This is a genomic window from Pantoea anthophila (assembly GCF_006494375.1).
Taxonomy (GTDB): Bacteria; Pseudomonadota; Gammaproteobacteria; order Enterobacterales; family Enterobacteriaceae; genus Pantoea; species Pantoea anthophila.
Genome location: NZ_VHIZ01000050.1, coordinates 293,176 through 318,968 on the forward strand (window position 1 = coordinate 293,176; position 25,793 = coordinate 318,968).

The window sequence follows — 25,793 nt, forward strand, 5'->3', positions numbered from 1 at the left end:
GGAAAAACGGGCGACGATGCCACGAAAACTGCTGAAAAGCGCGTTTCAGCCTGCGGTTTTAGGACGGAGCCCGGGGATGGTTTGCTGTTCAATCCGCGCGATCATCAGCGCGGCGAGGTTCAGTTCACTGCAGGTTTCAATGCCTTCCAGACCGGGGGAAGCGTTAACCTCCATCACCAGCGGACCACGATGCGCGCGCAGAATATCGACACCCGCAACCTCCAGCCCAAGCGTAGCGGCGGCTTTCACCGCAATTTCCCGCTCCTGAGGGGTAATCTCCACCGGACAGGCTTTGCCGCCGCGATGCAGATTGGAGCGAAAATCGCCCTCTTTCGCCACCCGCTCAATCGCCGCCACCACCTGATTACCGATGACCAGACAGCGCACATCGCGCCCCCGGGCCTCTTTGATAAACTCCTGCACCAGGATATGGGCGTTGAGGCCGCGAAAGGCATCAATAACGCTTTCTGCCGCCTGCCGCGTTTCCGCCAGCACCACACCGATACCCTGCGTGCCCTCCACCAGCTTTACCACCAGCGGCGCGCCGCCCACCATGGCGATCAGATCGTCGGTGTCATCGGGTGAGGAGGCAAAGCCGGTAACCGGCATGTCGATGCCCTCCTGCGCCAGCAGCTGCAGCGAGCGTAATTTGTCGCGGGTGCGGGTAATCGCGGCGGAGGCATTCAGCGTGTAACTGCCGCACATCTCAAACTGTCGCAGCACCGCCGTTCCGTAAAAGGTGATGGCGTTGCCGATGCGCGGGATCACCGCATCAAAATGGCCCAGCGGTTCACCGCAATAGTGAACCGCCGGAGAGGCCGGATTGATGTTCATATAGCAGGAGAGCGGATCGATGATTTGCACCTCATGACCGCGAGCTACCGCTTCATCCTGCAGCCGGCGACTGGAGTAAAGCGTGGCATCACGGGACAAAATGGCGATTTTCATCTCTGCTCTCCGCTCCTGGCTTAGCGTGTTGCCCAGCCCTGCTGATGCAGATAATCCAGCATAAACGGGCGTGTCTCTTTGATGATCAGACGCTGAATCAGCTCACTCCAGGTTTCGCTACGCTGGTTGCTGTCTCGCTGCTGATAATAGAGTTCAGTGCGGCTATCGTATTCGGCCAGCACGTTTTTATCCAGTGGCTGATAGCGGTTTTCATGCACCAGCATGGCGTGTGGCATGCGCGGTTTCACGTCCGGCTTTGACTCCGGATGACCCAGGCAGAAACCAAAGAGCGGCAGCACAAATTTCGGCAGGCCCAGCAGCTCGGTCACCTCGGCGATGTTGTTACGGATCCCGCCGATAAAGACACCGCCCAGCTCCAGCGACTCTGCGGCCACCATCGCATTCTGCGCCATCAGCGCGGTGTCGACGCAGCCCAGCAGCAGCTGCTCGGCACGGCCCAGCTGCGCATCCGGGCAAATCTGCAGATGACGATTGAAGTCAGCGCAGAAGACCCAGAATTCGGCAGCCTCTCCGACCCAGGTTTGTCCGCCCGTCAGCGTGACCAGCTTGTCGCGCAGCGCTTTGTCGGTGATGCGGACAATGGAGGAGCATTGCAGAAAACTGGATGTGGACGCCGATTGCGCCGCAGTAATAATCGCTTCGCGCTGCGCTTCACTGACCGGCTGGTCGGTAAAGGCGCGGATTGAACGGTGGCTGCACAGTAAATCAATGGTCGGTGTCATAAAGTCTCCAGCAACATTATTTTCTTTTATCGGTTTGGTTAAACAGCTGTGGGGCTATCGCTTTTGCGGTGCGCCACATCAACAGCCAGGCGGCGGGCAGCATCAGCACGACCCCGGCGATAAACAGCAGCGTGGCCAGCGTTTTTGGCTCAGCCAGACCTGGCACAGGCAGCCAGTGGTTTATCAGCAGCAGCGCCCCCAGAATTAACAGGCCGCCAGCCGCCTCCATCACCACCACAAACCGCGATAATCTGGCTACACTCTGCATCACACTCTCCTGCCTTCACGGGCTACTGAGGGTCAATTATGGTCAACAACCCAAAATTTGCGCGGGCTGTGGCCGCCGCACGGGCAAAAAAGCCTCTGTTTCAGACGCTTCCTGACGCTTAACATAGCGTGCGGGCATCAGACTAACAGGCAAATCCTGCTTTCTTTAAGCGATACGAGCGGGCATCATGGTTGCCATTCTCTGTTTAGTTGTGTGACGTACATCACACAACAGTCGCTGCAAGGAGTTTTCTATGATTGCTGTTATTTTTGGTCGTCCAGGCTGTCCCTACTGTGTTCGTGCTCATGAACTGGCTGATAAGCTGACTGCCGAGCGGGACGATTTTAGCTATCAGTATGTCGATATTCAGGCGGAAGGCATCACTAAAGCCGATCTGGAAGCGAGTGCGGGCAAACCGGTTTCTACCGTGCCGCAGATCTTTGTGGATGAAAAACATATCGGTGGTTACACCGAGTTTGCGGCCTGGACCAAAGAGAATCTGGGATTTGCCGCATAAGGGCTGAAAGGCTCAATAAAAAAGGCGAGACACCTGTGTCTCGCCTTTTTACTTTCGGGTGATCATCAGCTCGGCTGAGTTAGTTAAGTGACGCCATCACGATCTGCATCAGCCGCACCAGCAAGGCGCCGCAGCCTGCCCAGAACAGCGCACTGAGGCTCCAGGCGAGCACAAAAAATCCGTTGCCGTGGATAAAGAGGCTGCTGTTCAGCAGCAGCGCGGCCAGTAACGTCCCCCACAGCCCCATCAGCAGCGTGCTTTTCAACGGGCTCTCCACCTGCAGCAGCGCCATCAGAATGCCGGGAAGCATAAAGAGCAGTAATTCAGGCTGACCGCGAAGCGGGCCGGGCCCCACCTGCCAGGTGTGACAGGTAAAAACAAACACCAGACTGTACAACACCACGCCGCACAGGCGGGTCGTCCAGAGATAAGAGCGCTGCGGCATACCACCCCACTGATTAAAAGTAATCCCGACAATGACCTGCTGATAACCCTGCTGCGTTCAGATGGAAATAAAAAGAAACAGTTCGTTGTGACAACGAATGAAAACAGCCAATGGCTGTAGAAGATATTTGTGATTAGAATAGCGCCGCGGAAAAGGTTCCATTTGCAGTACTGATACAACAGCACCTCAACGGCCTGCTCAAGATAGCGAAAAACAGGCCACTCTTCAACAGGTTACAAGTAAACAAGAAGTTAAACAGTGAATATTAACGTCGCAGGATTGTTAAGCGGAAATGACATTTTGTTATTATTTGTCGTTTTGGCGCTCGGCCTCTGTCTGGGTAAGTTGCGTCTTGGCTCAGTTCAGCTGGGAAATTCGATTGGCGTATTAGTGGTTTCGCTCTTATTAGGGCAGCAGCATTTCACCATCAATACCGATGCATTAAGCCTGGGCTTTATGCTGTTTATTTTTTGTGTCGGCGTCGAAGCCGGCCCTAACTTCTTCTCTATTTTCTTTCGCGACGGCAAAAACTATTTCATGCTCGCCATCGTCATGGTGGTCAGCGCGCTGCTGCTGGCACTGGGACTCGGCAAGCTCTTCGGCTGGGATATTGGCCTCACCGCCGGGATGCTGGCCGGTTCCATGACCTCAACACCGGTGCTGGTGGGCGCAGGCGATACGCTGCGGCAGAGCATCAGCGATCCTAAACAGCTTGGACTGATGCAGGATCAGCTGAGCCTGGGCTATGCCGTAACCTATCTGATTGGACTCGTCAGCCTGATTTTTGGTGCCCGTTACCTGCCCCGCCTGCAACATCAGGATCTGCCTACCTGCGCCCAGCAGATCGCCCGCGAGCGCGGTCTGGATGCAGACAGTCAGCGCAAAGTTTTCCTGCCGGTAATCCGCGCCTATCGCGTTGGCCCGGAGCTGGTGGCGTGGAGCGGCGGCAAGAATCTGCGTGAGCTCGGCATCTATCGTCAGACCGGCTGCTACATCGAGCGTATCCGCCGCAACGGTATTCTCGCCAGTCCCGATGGTGATGCGGTGTTACAACTGGGTGATGATATCTCGCTGGTCGGCTATCCCGACGCGCACGCCCGGCTCGATCCCAGCTTCCGTAACGGCAAAGAGGTGTTTGACCGCGACCTGCTGGATATGCGCATTGTCACCGAAGAGATCGTGGTGAAAAACCACAACGCGGTGAACAAACGCCTCAGTAAGCTCAACCTGACCGATCATGGCTGCTTCCTGAACCGGGTCATCCGCAGCCAGATTGAGATGCCGATCGACGACAGCATTATGCTGAACAAAGGCGATGTGCTGCAGGTCAGCGGCGAGGCACGCCGGGTGAAAAGCGTCGCGGACCGCATTGGCTTTATCGCCATTCACAGTCAGATGACCGATCTGCTGGCGTTCTGTGCCTTCTTTATCGTGGGGCTGATGATTGGTCTGATTACCTTCCAGTTCAGCAATTTCAGTTTCGGTATCGGTAACGCCGCCGGCCTGCTGTTCGCCGGGATCATGCTGGGATTCCTGCGCGCCAACCACCCGACCTTTGGTTATATTCCGCAGGGCGCGCTGACAATGGTGAAAGAGTTCGGTCTGATGGTGTTTATGGCGGGAGTGGGGTTGAGTGCCGGCAGCGGCATTAATCACAGCCTGAGCAGCGATGGTGCGCTGATGCTGCTGTGCGGCCTGCTGGTCAGCCTGCTTCCGGTCATCATCTGCTTTCTGTTTGGTGCCTATGTGCTGCGGATGAACCGCGCCCTGCTGTTTGGTGCCATCATGGGCGCACGCACCTGCGCCCCTGCTATGGAGATTATCAGCGATACGGCTCGCAGTAATATCCCGGCGCTGGGCTATGCCGGGACCTACGCCATCGCCAACGTGTTACTGACGCTGGCGGGGACGCTGATTGTAATTGTCTGGCCGATATTGCCCCTATAAAAATTTTTTGGCTACGTCCAGAACTTTTTTGTCAGCGGGCAGTCCTAATAAGTGCCACTGCTTTTCTTTGAAATCCCCAGATTGTGGAGCCCGCTGGTCTTTTTCCTGGCGGGTTTTTTTATGCCCTTTTTTCTTGCGCGCCGCGCTGCCGCGTCTGAATCCCGCCATTCCCCTGCCGAACTTAAACCATTGCACAACTCAGTAACAGATTAAGAGCGCGATGATGGACGAAACGCCTCGCAATCAGCAGGATAGAGTGCTGTGAAATTAGCTTTTTGTGCTGATTAACTGGGCGAGCGCGCTGGTGCTGACTGTTTTTATTGCCGCTGTTATCAGAAGGCTGACCGGGTAGCGTCAGCCACTGTTAGCCGGGCTGTCTGCTGAGGAATCTATCCCGGAATGGAAGAACTGAACCACTCACTGTTTACTGCCATTAATGCCACACCAGCGTCACCTGCCTGGTTACTGCAACTGGCGACCTTTATTGCCAAAGATCTGATTGCCATCGTGCCGCTGCTCATCGTGGTGATGTGGTTGTGGGGGCCACGCGATCAGCTCTCTTCGCAGCGGGCACTGGTGCTGAAAACCGGCATGGCGCTGATCTATGCGCTGACGATCTCCTGGTGTGTGGGCCAGCTGCTGCCTCATCCGCGTCCGTTCGCCATTGGTTTCGGTTATCAGTTCCTGCATCATGCGGCGGATGACTCCTACCCCAGCGATCACGGCACCACGATTTTCACTTTTGCCCTGGCCTTTATTTTCTGGCATCGCCTCTGGTCGGGGGTGGTTCTGATGGGTGTGGGTTGCGCTATCGCCTGGTCACGGGTCTATCTTGGCGTTCACTGGCCGCTGGATATGCTGGGTGGATTCCTTGTCGGGCTGCTGAGCTGTCTGGCTTCGCATCTGGCATGGCAGTTCTATGGCGAGCGGATGCTGGCTGTTATCCATCCCCTCTATCGGGCGCTGTTTGCGGTGCCGATTCGCAAAGGCTGGACGCAGGACTAAGCTCCCTGTTTATTCAGCTCAGAAACATCAGACAGCGTAATTTTTGCAGCGATAAATAAACCTGAGGCACAGGGAGCAGGGTCAGAAGAGGAAAGCGTCCCGCGCCAGGGATGGCGCGGGCCGAGCAGTCAGGGATGACGGTTTTGCGTCTTTCCGATCTGACCCTGCTTCCTGTGCAGGCACGATCTTACCGCCAGAGGAATTTCTGTTATCAGGGACGCGTCAGCGTCCCGGATAACTTATGAAAACCATTTCCCAAACCAGCCGTTAAATTTCATCATCACGAAGTCAATCATCCGGCTGAAGAATCCGCCTTCCTGCACATCCTGCATCACCACCAGCGGGCGCTGTTCAATGGTTTTGCCGTCCAGCTGAAAATCGATCGTGCCTACCACCTGATTCTTCTTCAGCGGTGCTTCCAGCTGAGGTGTGGTCAGTTTAAAACTCGCCTTCAGGTTCTTCATCTGCCCTTTAGGGATGGTCAGCGCCGCATCTTTGGCGACGCCGAGATTGACCTGGCTGCGATCGCCGAACCAGACCCGCTGCTGAGCAAAAGGCGCATCGGCTTTAATGGGTGTTACCGTTTCAAAGAAGCGGAAGCCCCACGTCAGCAGCTTTTCACTTTCGCGGAAGCGGATCGCATCGCTGGTGGTGCCCAGCACCACGGAGATCAGGCGCATGTCACCTTCGGTCGCAGAGGCAACCAGATTGTTCCCCGCCCCGGAGGTGTGGCCGGTTTTAACGCCATCGACTTTGAGATTGGTGCTCCACAACAGACGGTTACGGTTGATCTGGCGGATATTATTGAAGGTGAACTCTTTCTCTTTGTTCAGCGCATACTCATCGGGGACATCACGGATCAGCGCCTGCGCAATCAGGGCCATATCCCGTGCGGTGCTGTACTGCCCTTCTGCATCCAGGCCGTGAACCGTCATAAAGTGGGTGTTCTGCAGGCCCAGCGCCTTCACATAATTATTCATCAGGCCGATAAACGAATCCTGACTGCCCGCCACGTAATCCGCCAGCGCAATACAGGCATCGTTGCCGGACTGGATCACAATGCCTTTGTTCAGCTCATGCACCGGGATGCGGTCACCCGGCTTGAGAAACATCAGGGATGAACCGCGCAGCTTAGGATTGCCGGTCGCCCAGGCATCCTGTCCTACGGTAACCATATCATCCGGTTTAATTTTGCCCGCTTTAATCGCCTGACCCACCACGTAGCTGGTCATCATTTTGGTCAGACTGGCGGGATCGAGACGCTGATCGGCGCTGGATTCAGTTAAGACTTTACCGCTGGCGTAATCCATCAGGATCCACGCTTTTGCGTCAATGCCTGGCGCGGCGGGAGCCTGTTCAGCATAGGCGCTGATCGGGGCGATAATCAGTAATGAGGTAGCAGCGAGAAGCCGCAGGCGTGATGGGAAGCGAGTGTTTGTCATGGGCGTGGCCGGATTGTCCTTGTTAACGCGAAATTCCAGGGGCAGAAAATTCTCACTCAAACGCTAACCGTTGACGGCAGCGAAAAAAACCGCCGAATCGTAAAGTTTTTTAGAGTTTAGTCGATTTACCCTGGCACAACGGCCGCGCGCGTGCCCTTTCGCCTCGCTTCTGTCATTCCCAAAACTGCGTGAAATTCCGATTTTTCGCAGAAGAGTTAAGTCGGTCACAATTATCCGCTAACCTGAAAGCCAGTCAGCCGAGGAGACCGACCATGGACTTAGCCCTTTTTGATCTGGATGAAACACTTATTTGTGAAGACAGCACCAGCCTGTGGCTGCGCTGGCTGGTATCACAGGGGTTCGCCCCCAGCGAACTGATCGATCAGGAACAGGCACTGATGGCCCAGTATTATGCCGGCACGCTCTCAATTGAAGAGTATATGAATAAAACCCTCTCACCGCTGTCGGGTATGGCTACCCTCACAGTGGAAGGCTGGGTGCGCCGCTTTATTCATCGCGACATCATGCCCCGCGTTTTTCCCGCAGCCCGGGAACGCATCGAGTGGCACCGGGCGCGCGGCGACCGCGTCATGATTATCTCTGCCAGCGGTGAGCATCTGGTGGTGCCGATTGCTCAGCAACTGGGGGCCTGCGGTGCGCTGGCGATTGGCGTTGAAATCGTAGACCAGCGTTACAGCGGCAATACCTACGGCACCATGACCTATAAAGAGGGCAAAGTGACCCGGCTGGGTGACTGGAAAGCGCTGCAGGCGGAGGAGACGTTTGACCGCACCTGGGCCTACAGCGATTCGATGAATGACCTGCCCCTGCTGGAGCAGGCCGATCACGCCCATGTCATCAACCCGGACGAAAGACTACATCAGGAAGCGGTCAGCCGGGGATGGCAGGTTTATCACTGGGCACGCTGAATCAGCCGCGGGACGCGCCAGCGTCCTGCGCTAATCCCACTTTCAGCAGTTTGCCGTTGGCCTCGTCGGTCAGCACATAGAGCCAGCCATCCGGTCCCTGCCGCACATCGCGAATCCGCGCATTCTGGTCGCCCAGCAGACGCTGCTCTTCCACCACTTTTTCACCGTTCACACTCAGCCGAATCAGGTTCTTCTCTTTCAGCGCGCCGATAAACAGCGAATTCTTCCACTGCGGAAAACGGGCGCTGTTGTAAAACGCCATGCCGCTGATGGCCGGAGAGACTTTCCAGTGCCAGATCGGCTGCTCGGTGCCTGCAACATGGGTGCCCTTTGACTCCGGCACTTTATCGCCGCTGTAGTCGATACCGTAGGTCGCCAGCGGCCAGCCATAGTTTTTGCCACGACTCATGATATTCACTTCATCGCCGCCGCGCGGGCCATGCTCATTTTCCCATATCATGCCGGTCCAGGGATTTAGCGCCAGCCCCTGCGGATTACGCAGGCCAAGCGCCCAGATCTCTGGCCGCGCGCCGGGCTGTTTCACAAACGGGTTATCATCAGGCACGCTGCCGTCGGCATTCAGCCGCAGCAGTTTGCCCTGCAGTTTATCGAGGTCCTGCGCGGCGCTGCTGACAAAATTATCGCCGAAGGCGATCCAGAGATAGCCCTGAGTATCAAACGCCAGCCGGGTGCCAATATTGTTACCGCTGGAGAGCATCGGCGTCTGCCGGATCACCTCGCGGAAATCGCTGAGCTGGCGATTATCCCTGCTCAGTGTCCCGACACCTACCACCGCCCCCGCTTTTCCCTTGCTGTCAGCCTCGGTGTAACTGAGCCAGACACGACGGCTGCTGGCGAAGTCGGGAGCCAGCACCACATCTAGCAGGCCGCTCTGCCGCTGTGCCCAGACCTCTGGCACGCCCTGAATCGGCTGCGAAAGGCCGCTCTCCGGATTCCAGCTGCGCAGCTGCCCGCTCCGTTCGGTTATCAGCAGCGTTTTGTTGTCGGGCAGAAAGGCAACCGACCATGGATGTTGTAACTTATCCTGTAACACCTCAACCTGCAGGTCAGCGGCAAACAGCGGCGGGACTGAGAGCAGCGAACCGGTCAGCAGCAGAACGGTTGAAAAACGGGACATAGAGTTCTCCTCATGGGATAGCGTGCCTTAAGCGTAGTCAGGCAGGCTTTAACAATGCTGAGGATTTACAAAAGATTAAACAGGCCGATAGCAGACCGCCCGACGGACAAGTGCATCTCCATAAGGGCTAAAGCTGACCAGACCGCTCCTGCTTCATTTCAGAACTGAGTTTGCAAGAAAAGTATGCTTTCTATAGTCTTTGCGAGACCATAAATACTTTAAAGTGATGATAAATTTCCGGGAAATATACAGGTGAATAAAATCTTGATTTAATTTTTTAGTGAGAAATCACGCTTTAATTCATAAGCAATAAGGCACTCGCTGTTTTACCGATGAAATTAGCCAATTTTAGCGTGCATTCATTTTTTATAGCTCAAACCAACCCCTATCCAAATATCTTTCTGGCCTGACATACAAAACTTTCTTCAGCCGCAGATTTGCAGCACGAATTGAATCAGCAGGCAAAGAGGTATTTATGATATTTTCTCCCACTTCATTTAACTCACACTATAAAACTGACTAATATTCAACTCCGCTATTTATGACTTTGCCCCCCATTTTCTTTACTTCAGAGAAGTGGTCTAATTCCCCCTCTCTATTTCAATCAACTTTTTAATAACGGGGTGCGCATTTCCTGAAGCATAATCCATTGTATTGAGATAGATGACTCGCTTTTTATTAAACTTACCGCAGTAAAACTGAAAGCGTAATCCTGGCGCACAAACTACCAACATAACACCCTTCTTAACGATTTCCTCAATATCTCCCTCAGTATCATCAGCCATCACAACCCAGTCATAACCTAAAGCGTCAATTTCTTTCTGGACTTCAGAGATGTAATTATTATGATTTTTATGGCCAAAAAGCCCTGCTCCGCCCGCATGAAACGGGTTACGCCCCAGAGTTGGCGAGGGTTTTGATATGATGTATATCTTCTTTTGGCCCACTACGTTCCTCACTCTGTTCACATTAATATTTTCCGGGCGGATGACCTCTGAATTTATGCAGCTGTCAATCACGCCAGATAATTAAATTGCACTATATCAAGCAGACTTGTGTAATGACAACAGATTAACAAGGCAGCATCTACATACATAGTTTCATGTTGGTCAGAACGAAGTTTAACCCGTATCATTTTTAAGAACCTGGATTTTTTCTTTGATGAGAATCAACTTACTGAATAAATTATTACTTAGTTCGGTTGTAAAGTTAATCTCGCAACTAAAAACGCGTTCCTGACGTAAAAACATCTATATCCTGACAGACATCCATTATGGACTGGAAAGACTTCATTTATAAAAATCAGAAAAAGTAACAAACCAGCAACTCATCTTACACATTTAAAAAACACTCAATATTTCAAATGAACCCTTATCGCACCTGCTACATTTAGCCGCTCTCTGTAAAACCTAAAAAATCGATTCAACCCTGAGTATATCTTTCCCGGCATGGCTGTAACCTTTACAGGCATTCGGAATTTAAAATGATGCTTTACGACTCCAGATGTTAACGTTGTCTGCAATGTTGATAGTCAGAGATAAACCAGCCAATAATCGTTCAGACTAATCCCGATAACAGGTTATCCGTGTTAAGGAGCAATTGAAAACCCGCCGCAGGACGCAGCGGGCGAGAGGCATTACTCGAAGCAGGTGTCCGGATTCTCAGACAGGGTGATGAACTGCTTGCCACCCTGGGTCAGCGCCATAATGGTGCCGCTTTCGATATCGTAAACCCAGCCATGCAGACGCAGTTTGCCGTTACGCAGCGCGACGGAAACCGAAGGATGGGTTTTCATGTTGTTCAGCTGCGCGATCACGTTCTCTTTGACCATCTCATTCAGCTTCTTCTCCGGTGAGTCATACTCACGCTGCTCGACCACCGCTTTTGCCGCATCGGCATAGCGCAGCCAGTGCTCTACTGCGGGCATGGTGTCCATGCAGGCGCAGGAAGCAATAGCGTTCATGGCACCACAGTTGGAGTGACCGCAGATGATGATGTCGGAAACGCCCAGCGCGACCACGGCATATTCGATTGTCGCGGATACACCACCAGGCTCCGGGCCAAATGAGGGAACGATGTTGCCCGCGTTGCGGATAACGAACAGCTCTCCTGGCTCCTGCTGCGTCACCAGCTCAGGCACCAGACGGCTGTCTGAACAGGAGATGAACAGGGCTTTAGGATTTTGATTTGACGCCAGGCTTTTGAAAAGATCCTTCCTTTCAGGAAACACATTCTGCTGGAAATTCAGAAATCCTTTGATGATCTCTTTCATTATTTAGCTCTCACATTATCCATTTCATTACCTGAGGGGCATAGCCCCCTCAGTGGGGTTAGCGGGTTTATTATTAATGAAAACAAGTGAATATCAACCCGCGTTTTTCATTCACTGTTCAGCCGGGGTTACGGACAGCGCTTCGCTTATCCGCCAGACAGCGGTCCAGGCGGCGATTTCTTTTTATAGCACGGTGAGTTACCACGACGCGCCCGTTTTTCTCTGAGCCTGATGCGGGTCTGCAAAGCGAACAGGCTTTTACGCGTTTTTTCACTACTTTACGTCGTGCGCCAGGCTGAAATCGTTTTCAGTCATTCACGCTCAGCGGACGCATCGCATCCGGCAGATTGCTGCGCCGTGAGCGTAATCCGCCGGGTGCAGTCAGCCAGCAGGGTTTTGACGGGAAGAAGCAGGAAAGATGAAATAGCGCGGAAAACGGAGGCACTGCGGCGTGAAATGAATTTCGCCTCCCCGGCGCTACAGACGCGCCGGGCAGAAAAACGGTCATGCTGGTTCAGCGGTTAGCCATAAAGTTGCTGATGCGCCTTTTTCCGTTGCAGATAGTCCTCATCGGCCCGGAGACGGTCCCAGTAAGCTTTGAAAATGGCCGCCGCCGCGGCTTTTTCTTCATTGACGCCACGCGGCAGCTCCTTGCCTTCAGCGTCATATTTTCGTCCGCCCTTGTGATTGCTGTAGCGGCGGGCACGGGTATAGCCCATCTGGATAAACTTGCGCGCCATATCCATGCCGACAAAGTCATCCTGACGCCGGTAATCTTCAAACAGCGCCATGATCTTTTCTGCCGACTCTTCAGCAATGGGAACGGTGCGAAATCGCCAGTGAGGCAGGATTTCACTCTTATAAGGCTCAACCATCAGCACACCCTGCTCCCCGCGGCCGACCTGATATCGCTCAGGGTGCTTACGGAAGTCGATAGTGCTGAAGTCCTGATCATAATCGAAAGGTTTCATGTCTTTAGTTTAGGATCAAGTGCGTCGCGCAGCCCGTCTCCGAGTAAATTAAATGCCAGAACAGTGAAGAAGATCGCCAGACTGGGGAAAATCGCCACGTGCGGCGCGATAACCATGTCGGCGCGCGCCTCGTTCAGCATGGCGCCCCACTCCGGCGTGGGCGGTTGTGCCCCTAAACCCAGAAAGGAGAGACTGGCAGCGGTGATGATGGAGGTGCCGACGCGCATGGTAAAATAGACCACAATCGGTGAGACCGTCCCCGGCAGGATATGTCGCATCAGAATGGTCCAGTCAGAGGCGCCGATGCTGCGCGCTGACTCAATAAAGGTCTGATGCTTGAGTACCAGCGTATTGCCGCGCACCAGGCGGGCAAAAGCCGGGATGCTGAAGATGGCTACTGCCACAATCACATTGCTCATGCCGCTGCCCATAATGGCGACGACCGCTATCGCCAGCAGAATGCCGGGAAAGGCAAACAGCACATCACAGATGCGCATGATGATGCGGTCCCACCACCCTTCATAATATCCTGCCAGCAGGCCAGAGAGGGTGCCAATCAGCGCGCCGATCAACACAGAGAAGAAGCCCGCAATCAGGGAAATACGCGTGCCGACCAGCACCCGGCTGAAGATATCGCGCCCCAGCGAGTCCACACCAAACAGGTGCATCAGTGACGGCCCCTCGTTGAGCCGGTCATAATCGAAATAGTTCTCCGCATCGAACGGCGCAACCCACGGTGCGATAAATGCCAGTACAATCAGCATCAGCACAAACAGGCCCGCCAGCAGCGCCACCGGCTGCCGTCTGAAACGCCGCCAGAACTCACGCCACGGCGTCCGCACCCGATTCTCCGCGAGCAGCGGCATGCTTTTCAGTGCCGCTTCGCGTCGCCAGTTTTTCATCGCGACTCCTTAAAGCGAATAGCGGGATTGATGACCGCATAGAGCATGTCGGTAAACAGATTGATCAGAATAAACTCCAGTGAAAACAGCAGCACCTCTGCCTGAATTACCGGGTAGTCGCGCATCGTCACAGAATCGACCAGCAGACGTCCCAGGCCAGGCCAGTTGAAAACCACTTCAACCACAATCGAGCCACCCAGCAGAAAACCGAACTGCAGGCCCATCATGGTCACGACCGGGATCATGGCATTGCGCAGGCCATGTTTGACCACCACCAGCGACTCGCGCACCCCTTTGGCCCGCGCCGTCCGCATGTAGTCTTCCTGCATGACCTCGACAAAGGAGGCGCGGGTAAAACGGGCCATCACCGCCGCGACCGCGGCACCTAAGGTGATCGAAGGCAGGATGTAGTGTTTCCAGCTCTCTGCACCTACCGTCGGGAGCCATCCCAGCTCAACCGAGAAGACCTGCATCAGCAGCATGCCGAGTGCAAAGGCGGGGAACGAAATGCCCGACACCGCCAGCGTCATTCCCAGCCGATCGGGCCAGCGGTTGCGCCAGACGGCAGAGACAAGGCCAATCGCCATGCCAAAAATCACCGCCCAGACCATGCTGACCAGCGTCAGCCAGAGGGTCGGCATAAAGCGCGTGGCGATCTCTTCAGCGACCGGCCGTTTCGACACCATCGACTGGCCAAAATCGCCCTGCAGCGCATTCAGTAAAAAGTGCCAGAACTGCTGCGGCAGCGGCAGATCCAGCCCCAGCTCCTGGCGCACCAGCGCCACCACGGAGGCATCCGCTTCCGGCCCGGCGATCAGGCGTGCGGGATCGCCCGGCAGCAGGTGCACAAACAGGAACACCAGCACCGCCACAATCAGCAGCGTCGGGATCAGCCCGAAAAGTCGTTTAATGAAATAGTTAAACATGCAACATCCTGCAGCTGCGGCCAGCCCGCGGGCTGGCCGGCTCCGTTACTTCAGAGTCGCCTCATCAAAATTGAATGAGGTATCGGGCATCACATAAAAACCGCTGAGGTTTTTACTGTTAGCAGAGACCAGCTGCTCAACCACCAGCGGGATCCACGGGTGATCCTGCCAGATGGTATCCTGCGCATCTTTGTAGAGGCGCGCTTTCTCAGTACGGTCGGTGGTTTTCAGCGCATCGGCCAGATCTTTATCGACCTTTGGATTGCTGTAAAACGCGGTGTTGAAGATGGCCGGTGGCCAGGCTGCAGTGGCGAACAGCGGCGTCAGCGCCCAGTCTGCTTCGCCGGTTGAGGCGGACCAGCCGGTATAGAACATCCGCACGCCGCTCTCTTTCTGCCCTTTGCCCTCCACTTCCGCCGCACGCTGACCGGCATCCATCGCCGTGACCTTAACCTTCACGCCCACCTGTGCCAGCTGCTGCTGGGTGAACTGCAGCACCTTCTGCGCAGTACTGTGGTTGTGCGACGACCAGAGCGTGGTCTCAAAACCGTTCGGATAGCCCGCCTCTTTCAGCAGCGCTCTGGCTTTAGCCGGGTCGTAGCTTATCGCCGGATAGCTCTGCGCAAAGTCGATGGAGGGCGGCACAACGCCGGTCGCTGGCGTCGCATATCCGGAGAACGCCACTTTCGCCAGCGCCTGACGGTTGATGGCGTATTCCAGCGCCTCGCGCACTTTCGGGTTATCGAACGGCTTCTGAGTAACGTTGAGGCTGATGTAGCGCTGCATGATGGATGGCGTGGTCACCACATCCAGCTTGCTGTTCTGCTCCAGCCGCTTCGCCTGCTCATAAGGCACCGGGAAAGCGAAGTTCGCCTCACCGGTCTGCAGCATCGCCGCACGGGTGTTGTTATCCACCACCGGACGCCAGGTGATGCTGTCCAGCTTCGGATAGCCCGGCTTCCAGTAGCCATCCCACTTCTTCACCTTCACAAAGTCAGTCTGATTCCAGGTTTCAAACAGAAACGGACCGGTCCCGACCGGATGGAAACCGATCTCTTTGCCATATTTTTTCAGCGCAGTGGGCGAAATCATCGCCGCCGCCGGGTGCGCCAGGATGTTGATAAAGGCGGAGAACGGCTCCTTCAGCGTCACTTTAACCGTGGTCGGATCCACCACTTCGGTGCTGGCGATATGTTTAAACAGGTTGTAGCGCTTGAGGTGATTATCGGGATTGCTGGCGCGATCGAGGTTGACCTTCACGGCTTCGGCATTGAAGTCCGTGCCGTCCTGGAATTTGATGCCGGAACGCAGCTTAATGGTGTAGGTCAGTCCGTCCGGGCTGGCCTGATAGCTTTCCGCCAGCACGTTGGTCAGCTTCATCGCTTTATCAAAGCCGAACAGGCCCTGATAGAAAGATTTGGCGACCGCCTGCGACAGCGTGTCGTTGGCATCATAGGGGTCGAGCGTCGTGAAATTGGACGCGACGGCAATCACCGCATCCTGTGCTGCCCAGGCGGGCAGTGCCATTGCGCTGCTTAACACGCCAGCCGCCAGTACCCCTTTACGCATCGTCATCTGCATCTTGTTCTCCTGTAATCCCTGTCGGGTTGGTCGCCGGGGCGACATCGTCACTGTTCAGGTCGCACTGATAACGTGACGCGCGACGAAATGGCCCGGAGCCACCTCCATCAGCGGCGCCACTTCAGGCTCATCCCCTAAGGCATGGATCGGGCTGGGGATCTCATCGACCAGTAAGGCTCGTTCACGACGGCGGTGAGCCGGATCGGCTACCGGCACCGCCGCCATAAGTTTGCGGGTATAGGGATGCTGCGGCTGCTCAAAGACCGCCTGACGCGGCCCTATCTCGACAATCTGACCGAGATACATCACCGCCACGCGGTGGCTGATCCGCTCGACCACCGCCATATCGTGAGAAATAAAGAGAAAAGCAATGCCAAACTCGCGCTGCAGATCGAGCATCAGATTGATAATCTGCGCCTGAACTGACACATCCAGCGCAGAGACGGACTCGTCGGCGATCACCACTTTAGGGTTCAGCGCCAGCGCACGGGCGATGCAGATTCGCTGACGCTGTCCGCCGGAAAATTCATGCGGATAGCGCTGAGCATGCTCCGGCAGCAGACCCACTTTATCCAGCAGCCAGGCGACGCGCTGCTCCGCCTCGCGTCGCGGCATCACCTTATGTACCAGCAGCGGCTCCATGATTGAAAAACCCACCGTCAGGCGTGGATCGAGTGAGGCATAAGGGTCCTGAAAGATAAACTGAATGTCGCGTCGCAGATGGGCCAGCGCGGCACCGGACAGCGTATCTATCCGCTGTCCGTCGAAGGTCAGCGTGCCGCCCTGGCTCGCCACCAGCCTGAGCAGTGAACGTCCGGTGGTGGATTTACCACAGCCTGATTCGCCCACCAGCGCCAGTGTCTCACCGGCATAGAGGTCGAAACTGACTTTTTCGACGGCGTGAACCCGGCTTTTAACCCGATTCAGCAGCCCGCCGCGAATATCGAAGCGGGTCACAAGATCGCGCACCTGTAAAATCGGGGGCTGCCGACGGCGTACCGTATCCTGCGGCACGTCGTCGGCCGCGTCGCTGTGCAGCAGGGGAAATTTCGCGGGCAACGGCTGGCCCTGCATGGCACCGAGCTTTGGCACGGCGGCCAGCAGCGCCTGGGTGTAGGGCTGTTCCGGTGCGCTGAACAGCCGGTCGACCGGGGCTTTTTCCACCACCTCGCCGCGGTACATCACCTGAACCCGGTCAGCCATTTCAGCCACTACGCCCATATCGTGAGTGATAAAAATCACCCCCATCTGCATCTCTTTCTGCAGCACGCGGATAAGCTGCAGAATCTGCGCCTGAATCGTCACATCGAGCGCCGTGGTTGGCTCATCGGCAATCAGCAGGGCGGGTTTGCAGCAGAGTGCCATTGCAATCATCACCCGCTGGCGCATCCCGCCTGACAGCTGATGTGGAAACCGGGAGAGGACATTTTGCGCATCAGGGATCCGCACCAGGTCCAGCATCCGGCGCGCTTCCGCCAGCGCGGCGGCATGACTCTGTCCCTGATGCAGACGAATCGATTCGGCGATCTGCTCGCCGACGGAGAAGACGGGATTCAGCGAGGTCATCGGCTCCTGAAAGATCATCGCCATATCGGCGCCGCGCACCCGGCGCATCTGCTGCTTTGAGGCACGCATCAGATCCAGCACCTCCCCATTGCGACGGCGCAACAGCGCTTCGCCACTGACCTGGCCTCCCGCCTGCTCGATGAGCCGCATCAGCGCCAGAGACGTGACCGATTTGCCTGAACCTGACTCGCCCACCAGCGCCAGCGTCTCGCCGCGAAACAGATCGAGTGACAAATGGCGCACCGCGCGGGTCAGGGTCGCCTCATGCTGAAATTCTACGCTGAGATCGCGCACCGCCAGCACCTGCTCAGGGGCCAGGGTCGGATGCGTTTGCCTGTCGCTCATCTCTGCTCCTTAACTTTCGCGGTAGATAGCGACTTCCACTGGCTCGCCTACCCGGGCGACGCCGCGGTACATTCCCTCGCTGTTAAACGGCAGGGCCACATTGCCCGCACGATCGACAGCAATCAGGCCGCCGCTGCCGCCCAGCTCCAGCACGCTGTCATGAATGACATTAACGCTGGCCTGCTGCAGCGTACGACCGGCATAGCGCATCTGTGCTGCCACGTCATAAGCGGCCAGCGTGCGCATAAAGACTTCACCGGTGCCGGTACAGGAGACCGCCACGCTGTCGTTGCTGGCATAGCAGCCCGCACCCGGCAGCGGCGAGTCGCCTACCCGTCCGGCCTGTTTATTCGTCATGCCGCCCGTTGAGGTCGCCGCAGCCAGATTGCCCTCCAGGTCCAGCGCCACCGCGCCCACCGTGCCAAACTTGCGGTCAGGGTCGAGCGGGTCGTCGTGGTGAGCCGCGCCATCATGGTCCAGCACCGCCGAATCGCTATTCAGCGCGCGCTGCAACTGTTCCCACCGTTCCGGCGTCGAGAAGTAGTCGGGGCTCACCGGCGCCAGCCCGTTCGCCACCGCGAACTGTTCAGCACCTTCACCGATGAACAGCACATGCTCGCTTTTTTCCAGCACGGCACGCGCCGCCAGAACCGGATTGCGCACCCGCGTCACACCGGCGACGGCGCCCGCCTCCAGCGTGCGCCCATCCATGATGCAGGCATCGAGTTCATGCGTGCCCTGATGGGTAAATACCGCGCCCTTACCGGCATTAAACAGCGGACACTCTTCAAGCAGCCGCACCGCCTCCGTTACCGCATCCAGTGCGCTGCCACCCTGCGCCAGGATCTGCTGGCCCTGAGTAACAATTTCGTGCAGCGCCTGACGATATGCCTGTTCTTTTTCAGCGCTCATCGCTGAGCGCGTAATGGCACCCGCGCCGCCGTGAATGGCAATCACTGCTTTAACCATAACGCTCTGCCCTGTTGCATCCGCATGAAAAACACTGATTTAAAATGGTTTTCATCCATTTTTGATGATTTTTGACTATAGAAAGCCTGCTAAGGGTTGTAAAGCGGAAACTGTTCCTGTGGTTATAACCTTTTCTTACCACCCTATATCATTTTGGCCCTTGTCGCGGGCAAGCCCGGGGTGACACCGATGTGACTCAGCGGCCAATTGCCACCATAATAGGCAGCATCTGAATTCACCAGGCTGGACCCTTATGGAAAGTTTTACTGCAGGTTTGATCTCCCTTGAGGAGGCGCAACAAAAAATGCTCGCGCAGCTGACGCCCATCGCCGACGCTGAGAACGTGTCGCTGGCCGCGGCGGCTGGTCGCATCACGGCAAAAGCGGTGACCTCCCCTATCGCCGTACCGCCCTTTGATAACTCCGCGATGGATGGTTACGCCGTCAGGCTGGCAGATATCAGCCACGGTGAGCCGCTGCCGGTGGCCGGTAAAGCCTTCGCTGGCGCACCCTTCAGTGGTGAGTGGCCGCAGGGCAGCGTGATCCGCATCATGACCGGTGCGCCGGTTCCAGCAGGCTGCGACGCGGTGGTGATGCAGGAGCAGACGGAAACGCGTGAGGGGGCCGTTGTGATCACCGCACCGGTGCGTCCCGGCCAGAATATCCGCCTGACCGGCGACGATATTCAGCCCGGTCATGTCGTGCTGGAAGCGGGCACGCGGCTGGGCGCGGCGGAACTGCCGCTGCTGGCTTCGCTGGGGATCGCGCAGGTCAGCGTAGTGCGAAAAGTGCGGGTGGCGATCTTCTCCACCGGTGATGAACTGCAGCCGGTGGGGGAACCGCTGGCCGAAGGCGCAATTTACGATACTAACCGTTTCGCCGTATCGCTGATGCTGAATAAGCTCGGCTGCGACGTCATCGACCTGGGGATTATCAAAGACAATCCGGCGGCCCTGCGGGCGGCTTTCGCAGAGGCGGATCGGCAGGCGGATGTGGTGATCAGCACCGGCGGTGTCTCGGTCGGGGAAGCGGACTTTACCAAAACGATGCTGGAAGAGCTGGGGGCGATCAGCTTCTGGAAGCTGGCGATCAAACCCGGCAAACCCTTTGCTTTTGGCCGCCTCAGCCACAGCTGGTTCTGCGGTTTACCGGGTAATCCGGTCTCGGCTGCTGTCACCTTTTATCAGCTGGTTCAGCCGCTGCTGGCGAAACTTACCGGCCTGCAGAAATCGGCTCTGCCGCCGCGTCAGAAAGTGCGCTGCGCCTCTGCGCTCAAAAAATCACCGGGCCGGCTCGACTTCCAGCGTGGCATCCTGCGCCAGAACGCGCAGGGTGAGCTGGAGGTGCAGACCACCGGCATGCAGGGTTCCCACGTCTTCAGCTCTTTTGCGCAGGCAAACTGCTTCATTGTGCTGGAGCGGGAGCGCGGCAATGTGGAGCCTGGCGAATGGGTTGAGGTGGAACCCTTCAACGCCCTGCTGGAGGCGTAAATGCTGCCTGAATTAAGCGATGAGGAGATGCTGCGCTACAACCGGCAGATCGTCCTGCGCGGTTTCGATTTTGACGGTCAGGAGCGACTTAAAGCCAGCCATGCGCTGATCGTCGGGCTGGGCGGACTTGGCTGTGCCGCCGCGCCCTGGCTGGCGTCAGCCGGGATCGGCAGCCTGACGCTGCTTGACTTCGACACGGTGTCGCACTCTAACCTGCAACGGCAGATACTGCATCATGACGCCGATATTGGCTGTGCCAAAGTCGAATCGGCGGCACAAAGCCTGGCGGCCATCAATCCTCACTGTCAGCTGCATCCGGTCAACGGCCAGCTGGATGATACGGCACTGCTGGCGCTGATAGCCCGCCAGCAGGTGGTGCTGGACTGCACCGACAATGTTGCAGTGCGGGAGCAGCTCAACCGGCTCTGTCGCCAGCAGGGCGTCCCGCTGGTCTCCGGGGCAGCAATTCGTATGGAAGGCCAGATCAGCGTATTCAACTGGCAGCCCGGCACGCCCTGCTATCGCTGTATCAGCCGCCTGTTTGGTGAACAGACCCTGAGTTGTGTCGAAGCAGGCGTCATGGCCCCGCTGGTTGGGGTGATTGGTGCAATGCAGGCGATGGAAGCGATTAAGGTCCTGACGGCCTTTGGCACGCCGGCCACCAGCCGGTTGCTGATGTACGATGCCATGAGTGCAGAATTCCGCAGCATGAAAGTGGCGCAGGATGCGCACTGTGAAGTGTGTGGCGATGGAGCATAGGCTCCCAGAAGGTGGCTTCAGCCTCAGAGTGATTACGTTGCGGCCCATTCCGGGCCAAAAAAAGGGGTGGCCTGCGCCACCCCCTTTTATCAGACGATTCCCTGACTGCGCAGGTAATCTTCATAGTTGCCGGTGAAGTCCACCACCTTGTCTGCTTTCAGCTCAATCACGCGGGTTGCCAGCGAGCTGACAAATTCACGGTCGTGCGACACAAACACCAGTGTGCCTTCATACATCTCCAGCGCCATATTGAGCGACTCAATCGACTCCATATCCAGGTGGTTAGTCGGCTCATCCATAATCAGGATGTTCGGTTTCTGCATCATCAGCTTGCCAAACAGCATGCGCCCTTTCTCACCACCGGAAAGCACCTTCGCCGGTTTCTTAATATCATCCTGTGAAAACAGCAGGCGACCCAGAATACCGCGAATCGTCTGCTCATCATCACCTGGCTGTTTCCACTGACTCATCCAGTCAAATACGGTCAGATCATTAGCAAAATCTTCGGCGTGATCCTGCGCGTAATAACCAATGCGCGCATTCTCTGACCATTTAACGCTGCCGTTATCGGGCTCAAGTTGCCCTACCAGCGTCTTCAGCAGCGTCGATTTACCAATACCGTTGGCGCCGATGATCGCCAGCTTTTCGCCCACTTCCATCAGCAGATTTAAATTCTTAAACAGCGGACCGTTATCAAACCCTTTGGTTAATCCTTCCACTTCCAGGGCATTTCGGAACAGCTTCTTATCCTGCTCAAAACGGATAAACGGGTTCTGACGACTGGACGCTTTGACTTCTTCCAGTTTAATTTTATCCATCTGTTTTGCGCGCGATGTCGCCTGACGCGATTTAGAGGCGTTGGCGCTGAAACGGCTGACGAACGACTGCAGGTCAGCAATCTGCGCTTTTTTCTTGGCGTTGTCAGATAACAGACGTTCACGCGCCTGGGTTGCGGCGGTCATATATTCGTCATAATTACCGGAATAGACACGCAGCTCGCCATAATCCAAATCCGCCATGTGGGTGCAGACCATATTAAGGAAGTGACGGTCATGCGAAATGATAATCATGGTGCTGTCACGTTCATTCAGCACCTGCTCCAGCCAGCGAATGGTATCGATGTCCAGGTTGTTGGTCGGTTCATCGAGTAACAGAATATCGGGATTGGAAAACAGCGCCTGCGCCAGCAGCACGCGCAATTTAAAGCCCGGCGCAATTTCGCTCATCGGGCCATAATGCTGTTCAACCGGAATACCGACACCGAGTAATAACTCACCGGCACGGGATTCGGCGCTATAGCCATCCATCTCACCGTAAAGCGCCTCAAGGTCACCGACCTTATACCCCTCTTCTTCGCTCATTTCTGGCAAAGAATAAATACGGTCGCGCTCCTGCTTAACTTCCCATAATTCATGGTGCCCCATGATCACGGTGTCCAGCACGCTGAATTGTTCAAAGGCGAACTGATCCTGACGCAGCTTACCGATACGCTCGTTGGGATCGTAAGAGACGTTGCCGGCTGAAGGCACCAGATCGCCACCCAAAATCTTCATGAAGGTGGATTTTCCGCTGCCGTTCGCACCGATTAAACCGTAACGATTACCGCCGCCAAATTTAACGGAGATATTCTCGAACAGTGGCTTGCTGCCAAACTGCATGGTGATATTGCTGCTAACTAACACGGCATTGACCTTTGTGAAGAGAGTGGATGAAAAAACGGCGGCTATTATGCCAGATGTGACGCAGCGCACGCCAGCGTCGGGGATGGATTGCCGGCCGGGTGATTGATATCCCGACAGAAATAAAAAAGCCGGCAGGCCATCATGGCCCCCGGCTCCCACTTACAAGGATTGTGTCGATCAATCGATCAGGAAGCTGTCCAGGCTTTTACCGGAATCCAGCGCTTTTTTAATCGCTGCCGGGGTACGGCCCTGGCCAGTCCAGGATTTCTGCTCACCGTTTTCGTCGGTGTAAGTATATTTAGCCGGACGCGGCGCACGCTTGGTGCGTTTTTTTCCGCTTTCCAGGGCACCTAATAATTCATTAGGATCGATGCCGTCAGCCAGCAGCATTTCGCGATATTTAGAGAGCTTTTCTTCTTTTTCGCGATTCTGCGTCTCTTCTGCTTCTGCTTCTTCGCGGCGCTCAGTCACAACAACAGTTAATTTTTCCAGGATCTCTTCAAGATCGGTCAGTGGCAGTTCACGAGCCTGGGCACGTAATGTGCGAATATTGTTCAGTACCTTAAATGCGTCACTCATCACAATGTCCTTGATTAAGGGGGGTTAATAAAACTGTAGCGGCAAGATTACCTAATTCAAATAAAAAAATAAATTATTTTTACGCCCCAGATAATTCTTAAGTATTAATTATGCCGAAATATGGCTTTTAAAATCGGACCCGCCTGAGGTTTATTAACGATGAATTAACAACAAACCGGGCCTGTGTCCCTGTATTGAAAACGATTTCAGCCGGACGATACCGCCTGCAGAGGCATAACCGCATCTGTGAAAGCGTGCAGGTTCAGGCCCGTTATTTCCGGTTTACCGCCCATGCTCTGGCGATAAAAAAAGGCCGGAAAGGCTACCTCTGTCACAATAGTTTACAGTTCATGATTAAAAATTGCCCTTCTCATCGGGCAATAACGTTAAAGAATTATCGCCCTATTCGATTTTATTATGACAGTCACGACTGTTCCCGGCATGTTTTACCGCTGCGTTTTTCAGCAGCGTCAGATTATTCGCAGAGAAGACCGTTGAACAACAGCGGTCGCGTTCTGCAGACGCTGGCGAATTGTCATGCGCGTTCTGAGTGGCATTAAAAAAGCATCCTGAAATAAACGCAGAAAGGTGACGCAGCTCAAAATCTTAAATTGAACTGATGCCAGCCACATAAATAATAACGCCCTGACCGGTGCGCAGATAATAGCCCTGCTGTCAGGCCTGTTTTATTTTCGGCCATTTTATCCTGACGAATTCCGGCAACGATTGCCGCTGATTCAATGAGTTAGATTATCGGTAAACGGAAGATGGCGGGCTGACCGCGCAGCGGAGAGGGATAAGCAGGCGGTCACGGCAGCAGCGCCGCGACCGCCTGAGAACTAATTGGCCTGGGTGGCCGGACCGAAGACGGAGTAGTGCGGCATCTCAACAGTCTGGTATGTTTCCCAGCCGCCGCCCAGTGCTTTATAGAGCGCCACCAGATCGAGCGCGCTCTGCATCCGTGCCTGGGTTGCCTGCTCCTGTGCCTGTGCCAGCTGGCGCTGTGCATCCAGCACCTCCAGGAAGGTGGAGAGCCCCTGACGATAGCTGTCGCTGGCGAGATCAAAGGCACGCTGAAGAGCACCGGTTGTCTCATCCAGCGCGGTGACGCGCTGCTGATCGGCGCGATAGCTGACCAGCGCATTCTCCACATCCTGCAGCGCCGTCAGCACCGTCTGGCGATAATCCAGTGCGGCACTCGCCTGCTGTGCCCGCGCCAGCTTCACGCTCGACACCAGCTGTCCGCCCTGGAAAATCGGAATCGATAACGAGGGGCCAAAGCTGTAGAAATGGCTGCTCCAGTTATCCAGGTAGCTGACGTCCGTGTTACGCACGCCCAGCTGGCCGGTCAGCGACAGGCTCGGGAAAAGCTGCGCGACAGAGACGCCAATTTCCGCGGTCTGCGCATGCAGTGTCGCTTCAGCCTGACGAATATCAGGACGACGGCGCGCCAGCGTTGAAGGGATACCCACCTGCACAAACTGAGGCAGCGGCGGCAACGGTTTCGGCGTACTGAGTTCCGCATCCAGCGCGCCCGGCGTTTTGCCAAGCAGCACCGCCAGGCCGTTCATCGCCTGCCGCGCCTGCGACTGATACTGCGGCAGTTGCGCCTGCAGCGTGCTCAGCTGGGCCCGGGCATTCTCCACGTCGGTCAGCGGCGCCAGACCATTACGCTGCTGGCTCTGCGTCAGCTCGGTCGTCTGCTGCGCCACGCTGATCTGCTGCTCCAGCGTCTGGATGGTGCTCTGCGCGCCGCGCAGCTGCAGCCAGGCGCGCGCCACTTCCGCTTCCAGTGAGACCAGCGCATCATTGCGCTGCTCAATCGCCGCCTGCTGCTGGGCACTGGCGGCCTCAACCTGACGGCGCACTTTGCCCCACAGATCCAGCTCCCAGCTCGCATCGAAGCTGCCCTGGTAGAGATTGACCGGCTGGGTCAGGCCGTTGAGCTGACTGGCTACGTTACTGTCGAGCTGATCGGTGGCCCCATTGGCTTTCAGCAAGCCTTCCAGACCGAGCTGCTGACGCGTCACTTTGGCCGAACCGCTCAGGCTGGGTAACAGGCTACCCTGGGCCTGTGTCAGCTGTTCGCGTGCCCCGGCAATACGCAGTACCGTCTGCTGCAGGCTCAGGTTGCCCGCTATCGCCCGCTCAATCAGGCTGTCGAGCTGCGGATCGTTAAAGCTTCGCCACCAGCGGGAATTAATCGCGGCGCTTTGGGGTACGGACGCCTCCTGCGACGCCATGGCGTTAAAACTGCCCGGCACGGCCGGTTTTGGCGCCTGATAGTCAGGCCCGACGGCGCAACCCGCCAGAGCGAGAGCCAGCAGTAAACTCACGGGTTTCAGGCGATGAGAGTAAAAAACCTTCATG

At 56.0% G+C, this 25,793-nt stretch carries 24 protein-coding genes; 6 read left to right on the forward strand and 18 right to left on the reverse strand.

All coding sequences use genetic code 11. The features are described 5' to 3' along the window. Positions 1–45: 45 nt before the first annotated feature. The 3 genes from rimK to FJW00_RS13570 are packed head-to-tail and all read right to left on the reverse strand — an operon-like array spanning position 46 to position 1,959. Positions 46–948 carry a 30S ribosomal protein S6--L-glutamate ligase gene (gene rimK, locus FJW00_RS13560; protein WP_009091181.1) on the reverse strand — a complete coding sequence of 301 codons (903 nt, stop codon included), beginning with the start codon at positions 946–948 and terminating at the stop codon, positions 46–48. 20 nt (positions 949–968) lie between these two features. Continuing rightward, positions 969–1,691, reverse strand: coding sequence for an oxygen-insensitive NADPH nitroreductase (nfsA, locus tag FJW00_RS13565; RefSeq protein WP_009091183.1), 723 nt, complete (start codon positions 1,689–1,691; stop codon positions 969–971). Positions 1,692–1,707: 16 nt separating this feature from the next. Beyond that, positions 1,708–1,959, reverse strand: coding sequence for a DUF1418 family protein (locus tag FJW00_RS13570; protein WP_140924463.1), 252 nt, complete (start codon positions 1,957–1,959; stop codon positions 1,708–1,710). A 253-nt stretch (positions 1,960–2,212) separates the two neighbouring features. On the opposite strand from FJW00_RS13570, the gene FJW00_RS13575 reads away from it, so the two are divergent. After that, the gene (locus FJW00_RS13575; protein WP_046101502.1) at positions 2,213–2,476 is read left to right on the forward strand and encodes a GrxA family glutaredoxin; all 264 of its coding nucleotides are present in this window, start codon (positions 2,213–2,215) and stop codon (positions 2,474–2,476) included. A gap of 79 nt (positions 2,477–2,555) precedes the next feature. Here FJW00_RS13575 and ybjM read toward each other — a convergent pair whose 3' ends face one another. Further along, positions 2,556–2,921 carry an inner membrane protein YbjM gene (gene ybjM / locus FJW00_RS13580; RefSeq protein ID WP_009091189.1) on the reverse strand — a complete coding sequence of 122 codons (366 nt, stop codon included), beginning with the start codon at positions 2,919–2,921 and terminating at the stop codon, positions 2,556–2,558. Between the two features lie 258 nt (positions 2,922–3,179). Between ybjM and FJW00_RS13585 the strand changes: the two genes are divergently transcribed. Then, positions 3,180–4,868, forward strand: a complete 1,689-nt coding sequence (locus FJW00_RS13585; RefSeq protein WP_009091191.1) for an aspartate:alanine antiporter — start codon at positions 3,180–3,182, stop codon at positions 4,866–4,868. Here FJW00_RS13585 and FJW00_RS22355 read toward each other — a convergent pair. Then, entirely contained in the window at positions 4,863–5,063 is a 201-nt protein-coding gene (locus FJW00_RS22355) for a hypothetical protein (RefSeq protein ID WP_181405381.1), read from the reverse strand. The two genes, FJW00_RS13585 and FJW00_RS22355, sit on opposite strands and share 6 nt — an antisense overlap. Before the next feature lie 204 nt (positions 5,064–5,267). Between FJW00_RS22355 and ybjG the strand changes: the two genes are divergently transcribed. Beyond that, positions 5,268–5,873, forward strand: coding sequence for an undecaprenyl-diphosphate phosphatase (ybjG, locus tag FJW00_RS13590; protein ID WP_046101501.1), 606 nt, complete (start codon positions 5,268–5,270; stop codon positions 5,871–5,873). Between the two features lie 239 nt (positions 5,874–6,112). Here ybjG and FJW00_RS13595 read toward each other — a convergent pair whose 3' ends face one another. Continuing rightward, entirely contained in the window at positions 6,113–7,315 is a 1,203-nt protein-coding gene (locus tag FJW00_RS13595; protein WP_072052704.1) for a serine hydrolase, read from the reverse strand. 272 nt (positions 7,316–7,587) lie between these two features. Between FJW00_RS13595 and FJW00_RS13600 the strand changes: the two genes are divergently transcribed. Then, positions 7,588–8,244, forward strand: a complete 657-nt coding sequence (locus FJW00_RS13600; protein WP_009091195.1) for an HAD family hydrolase — start codon at positions 7,588–7,590, stop codon at positions 8,242–8,244. A 1-nt stretch (position 8,245) separates the two neighbouring features. Here FJW00_RS13600 and FJW00_RS13605 read toward each other — a convergent pair whose 3' ends face one another. The 9 genes from FJW00_RS13605 to FJW00_RS13645 form a co-directional block, all read right to left on the reverse strand. Continuing rightward, positions 8,246–9,382 (reverse strand): PQQ-dependent sugar dehydrogenase, encoded by a 1,137-nt coding sequence (locus FJW00_RS13605; protein ID WP_140924465.1) that lies wholly within the window; start codon positions 9,380–9,382, stop codon positions 8,246–8,248. Positions 9,383–9,963: 581 nt separating this feature from the next. Further along, positions 9,964–10,329 (reverse strand): hypothetical protein, encoded by a 366-nt coding sequence (locus tag FJW00_RS13610; RefSeq protein WP_140924468.1) that lies wholly within the window; start codon positions 10,327–10,329, stop codon positions 9,964–9,966. Between the two features lie 689 nt (positions 10,330–11,018). Then, entirely contained in the window at positions 11,019–11,654 is a 636-nt protein-coding gene (locus FJW00_RS13615) for a carbonic anhydrase (RefSeq protein WP_009091197.1), read from the reverse strand. A 521-nt stretch (positions 11,655–12,175) separates the two neighbouring features. Next, entirely contained in the window at positions 12,176–12,625 is a 450-nt protein-coding gene (locus tag FJW00_RS13620) for a DUF4385 domain-containing protein (protein WP_009091198.1), read from the reverse strand. Beyond that, positions 12,622–13,527, reverse strand: a complete 906-nt coding sequence (gene gsiD, locus FJW00_RS13625; protein ID WP_009091199.1) for a glutathione ABC transporter permease GsiD — start codon at positions 13,525–13,527, stop codon at positions 12,622–12,624. Before gsiD ends, FJW00_RS13620 begins: the two co-directional genes overlap by 4 nt. After that, the gene (gene gsiC / locus FJW00_RS13630; protein WP_009091200.1) at positions 13,524–14,453 is read right to left on the reverse strand and encodes a glutathione ABC transporter permease GsiC; all 930 of its coding nucleotides are present in this window, start codon (positions 14,451–14,453) and stop codon (positions 13,524–13,526) included. The genes gsiD and gsiC overlap by 4 nt, the downstream gene beginning before the upstream one ends. 45 nt (positions 14,454–14,498) lie before the next feature. Then, the gene (gene gsiB / locus FJW00_RS13635; RefSeq protein ID WP_140924470.1) at positions 14,499–16,034 is read right to left on the reverse strand and encodes a glutathione ABC transporter substrate-binding protein GsiB; all 1,536 of its coding nucleotides are present in this window, start codon (positions 16,032–16,034) and stop codon (positions 14,499–14,501) included. Positions 16,035–16,088: 54 nt separating this feature from the next. Next, positions 16,089–17,945, reverse strand: coding sequence for a glutathione ABC transporter ATP-binding protein GsiA (gsiA, locus tag FJW00_RS13640; RefSeq protein ID WP_111208981.1), 1,857 nt, complete (start codon positions 17,943–17,945; stop codon positions 16,089–16,091). A 9-nt stretch (positions 17,946–17,954) separates the two neighbouring features. Then, on the reverse strand, positions 17,955–18,914 hold the full coding sequence (locus FJW00_RS13645) for an isoaspartyl peptidase/L-asparaginase family protein (RefSeq protein WP_140924472.1): 960 nt from the start codon (positions 18,912–18,914) through the stop codon (positions 17,955–17,957). A gap of 253 nt (positions 18,915–19,167) precedes the next feature. On the opposite strand from FJW00_RS13645, the gene moeA reads away from it, so the two are divergent. Both moeA and moeB read left to right on the forward strand, forming a co-directional pair. Beyond that, positions 19,168–20,403 carry a molybdopterin molybdotransferase MoeA gene (gene moeA / locus FJW00_RS13650; RefSeq protein WP_140924474.1) on the forward strand — a complete coding sequence of 412 codons (1,236 nt, stop codon included), beginning with the start codon at positions 19,168–19,170 and terminating at the stop codon, positions 20,401–20,403. Then, complete coding sequence (gene moeB / locus FJW00_RS13655) at positions 20,404–21,162, forward strand: molybdopterin-synthase adenylyltransferase MoeB (protein WP_111208980.1); 759 nt, start codon at positions 20,404–20,406, stop codon at positions 21,160–21,162. Between the two features lie 89 nt (positions 21,163–21,251). Here moeB and FJW00_RS13660 read toward each other — a convergent pair whose 3' ends face one another. The 3 genes from FJW00_RS13660 to FJW00_RS13670 all read right to left on the reverse strand — a co-directional run bounded on the left by FJW00_RS13660 (position 21,252) and on the right by FJW00_RS13670 (position 25,792). Further along, positions 21,252–22,844 carry an ABC-F family ATPase gene (locus tag FJW00_RS13660; protein ID WP_009091206.1) on the reverse strand — a complete coding sequence of 531 codons (1,593 nt, stop codon included), beginning with the start codon at positions 22,842–22,844 and terminating at the stop codon, positions 21,252–21,254. A gap of 177 nt (positions 22,845–23,021) precedes the next feature. Next, positions 23,022–23,423 (reverse strand): H-NS family histone-like protein, encoded by a 402-nt coding sequence (locus tag FJW00_RS13665; protein WP_009091208.1) that lies wholly within the window; start codon positions 23,421–23,423, stop codon positions 23,022–23,024. A gap of 839 nt (positions 23,424–24,262) precedes the next feature. Continuing rightward, a complete protein-coding gene (locus FJW00_RS13670) occupies positions 24,263–25,792 on the reverse strand; it encodes an efflux transporter outer membrane subunit (protein ID WP_140924477.1) in 1,530 nt (509 codons plus the stop codon). Between the last annotated feature and the right edge of the window lies 1 nt (position 25,793).

What these genes read in the sequence shown, in the direction of transcription:
- rimK (WP_009091181.1), bottom strand. Translation starts at nt 948, where the DNA reads ATGAAAATCGCCATTTTGTCCCGTGATGCCACGCTTTACTCCAGTCGC.
- nfsA (WP_009091183.1), bottom strand. Translation starts at nt 1,691, where the DNA reads ATGACACCGACCATTGATTTACTGTGCAGCCACCGTTCAATCCGCGCC.
- FJW00_RS13570 (WP_140924463.1), bottom strand. Translation starts at nt 1,959, where the DNA reads ATGCAGAGTGTAGCCAGATTATCGCGGTTTGTGGTGGTGATGGAGGCG.
- FJW00_RS13575 (WP_046101502.1), top strand. Translation starts at nt 2,213, where the DNA reads ATGATTGCTGTTATTTTTGGTCGTCCAGGCTGTCCCTACTGTGTTCGT.
- ybjM (WP_009091189.1), bottom strand. Translation starts at nt 2,921, where the DNA reads ATGCCGCAGCGCTCTTATCTCTGGACGACCCGCCTGTGCGGCGTGGTG.
- ybjG (WP_046101501.1), top strand. Translation starts at nt 5,268, where the DNA reads ATGGAAGAACTGAACCACTCACTGTTTACTGCCATTAATGCCACACCA.
- FJW00_RS13595 (WP_072052704.1), bottom strand. Translation starts at nt 7,315, where the DNA reads ATGACAAACACTCGCTTCCCATCACGCCTGCGGCTTCTCGCTGCTACC.
- FJW00_RS13600 (WP_009091195.1), top strand. Translation starts at nt 7,588, where the DNA reads ATGGACTTAGCCCTTTTTGATCTGGATGAAACACTTATTTGTGAAGAC.
- FJW00_RS13605 (WP_140924465.1), bottom strand. Translation starts at nt 9,382, where the DNA reads ATGTCCCGTTTTTCAACCGTTCTGCTGCTGACCGGTTCGCTGCTCTCA.
- FJW00_RS13615 (WP_009091197.1), bottom strand. Translation starts at nt 11,654, where the DNA reads ATGAAAGAGATCATCAAAGGATTTCTGAATTTCCAGCAGAATGTGTTT.
- FJW00_RS13620 (WP_009091198.1), bottom strand. Translation starts at nt 12,625, where the DNA reads ATGAAACCTTTCGATTATGATCAGGACTTCAGCACTATCGACTTCCGT.
- gsiD (WP_009091199.1), bottom strand. Translation starts at nt 13,527, where the DNA reads ATGAAAAACTGGCGACGCGAAGCGGCACTGAAAAGCATGCCGCTGCTC.
- gsiC (WP_009091200.1), bottom strand. Translation starts at nt 14,453, where the DNA reads ATGTTTAACTATTTCATTAAACGACTTTTCGGGCTGATCCCGACGCTG.
- gsiB (WP_140924470.1), bottom strand. Translation starts at nt 16,034, where the DNA reads ATGCAGATGACGATGCGTAAAGGGGTACTGGCGGCTGGCGTGTTAAGC.
- gsiA (WP_111208981.1), bottom strand. Translation starts at nt 17,945, where the DNA reads ATGAGCGACAGGCAAACGCATCCGACCCTGGCCCCTGAGCAGGTGCTG.
- FJW00_RS13645 (WP_140924472.1), bottom strand. Translation starts at nt 18,914, where the DNA reads ATGGTTAAAGCAGTGATTGCCATTCACGGCGGCGCGGGTGCCATTACG.
- moeA (WP_140924474.1), top strand. Translation starts at nt 19,168, where the DNA reads ATGGAAAGTTTTACTGCAGGTTTGATCTCCCTTGAGGAGGCGCAACAA.
- moeB (WP_111208980.1), top strand. Translation starts at nt 20,404, where the DNA reads ATGCTGCCTGAATTAAGCGATGAGGAGATGCTGCGCTACAACCGGCAG.
- FJW00_RS13665 (WP_009091208.1), bottom strand. Translation starts at nt 23,423, where the DNA reads ATGAGTGACGCATTTAAGGTACTGAACAATATTCGCACATTACGTGCC.
- FJW00_RS13670 (WP_140924477.1), bottom strand. Translation starts at nt 25,792, where the DNA reads ATGAAGGTTTTTTACTCTCATCGCCTGAAACCCGTGAGTTTACTGCTG.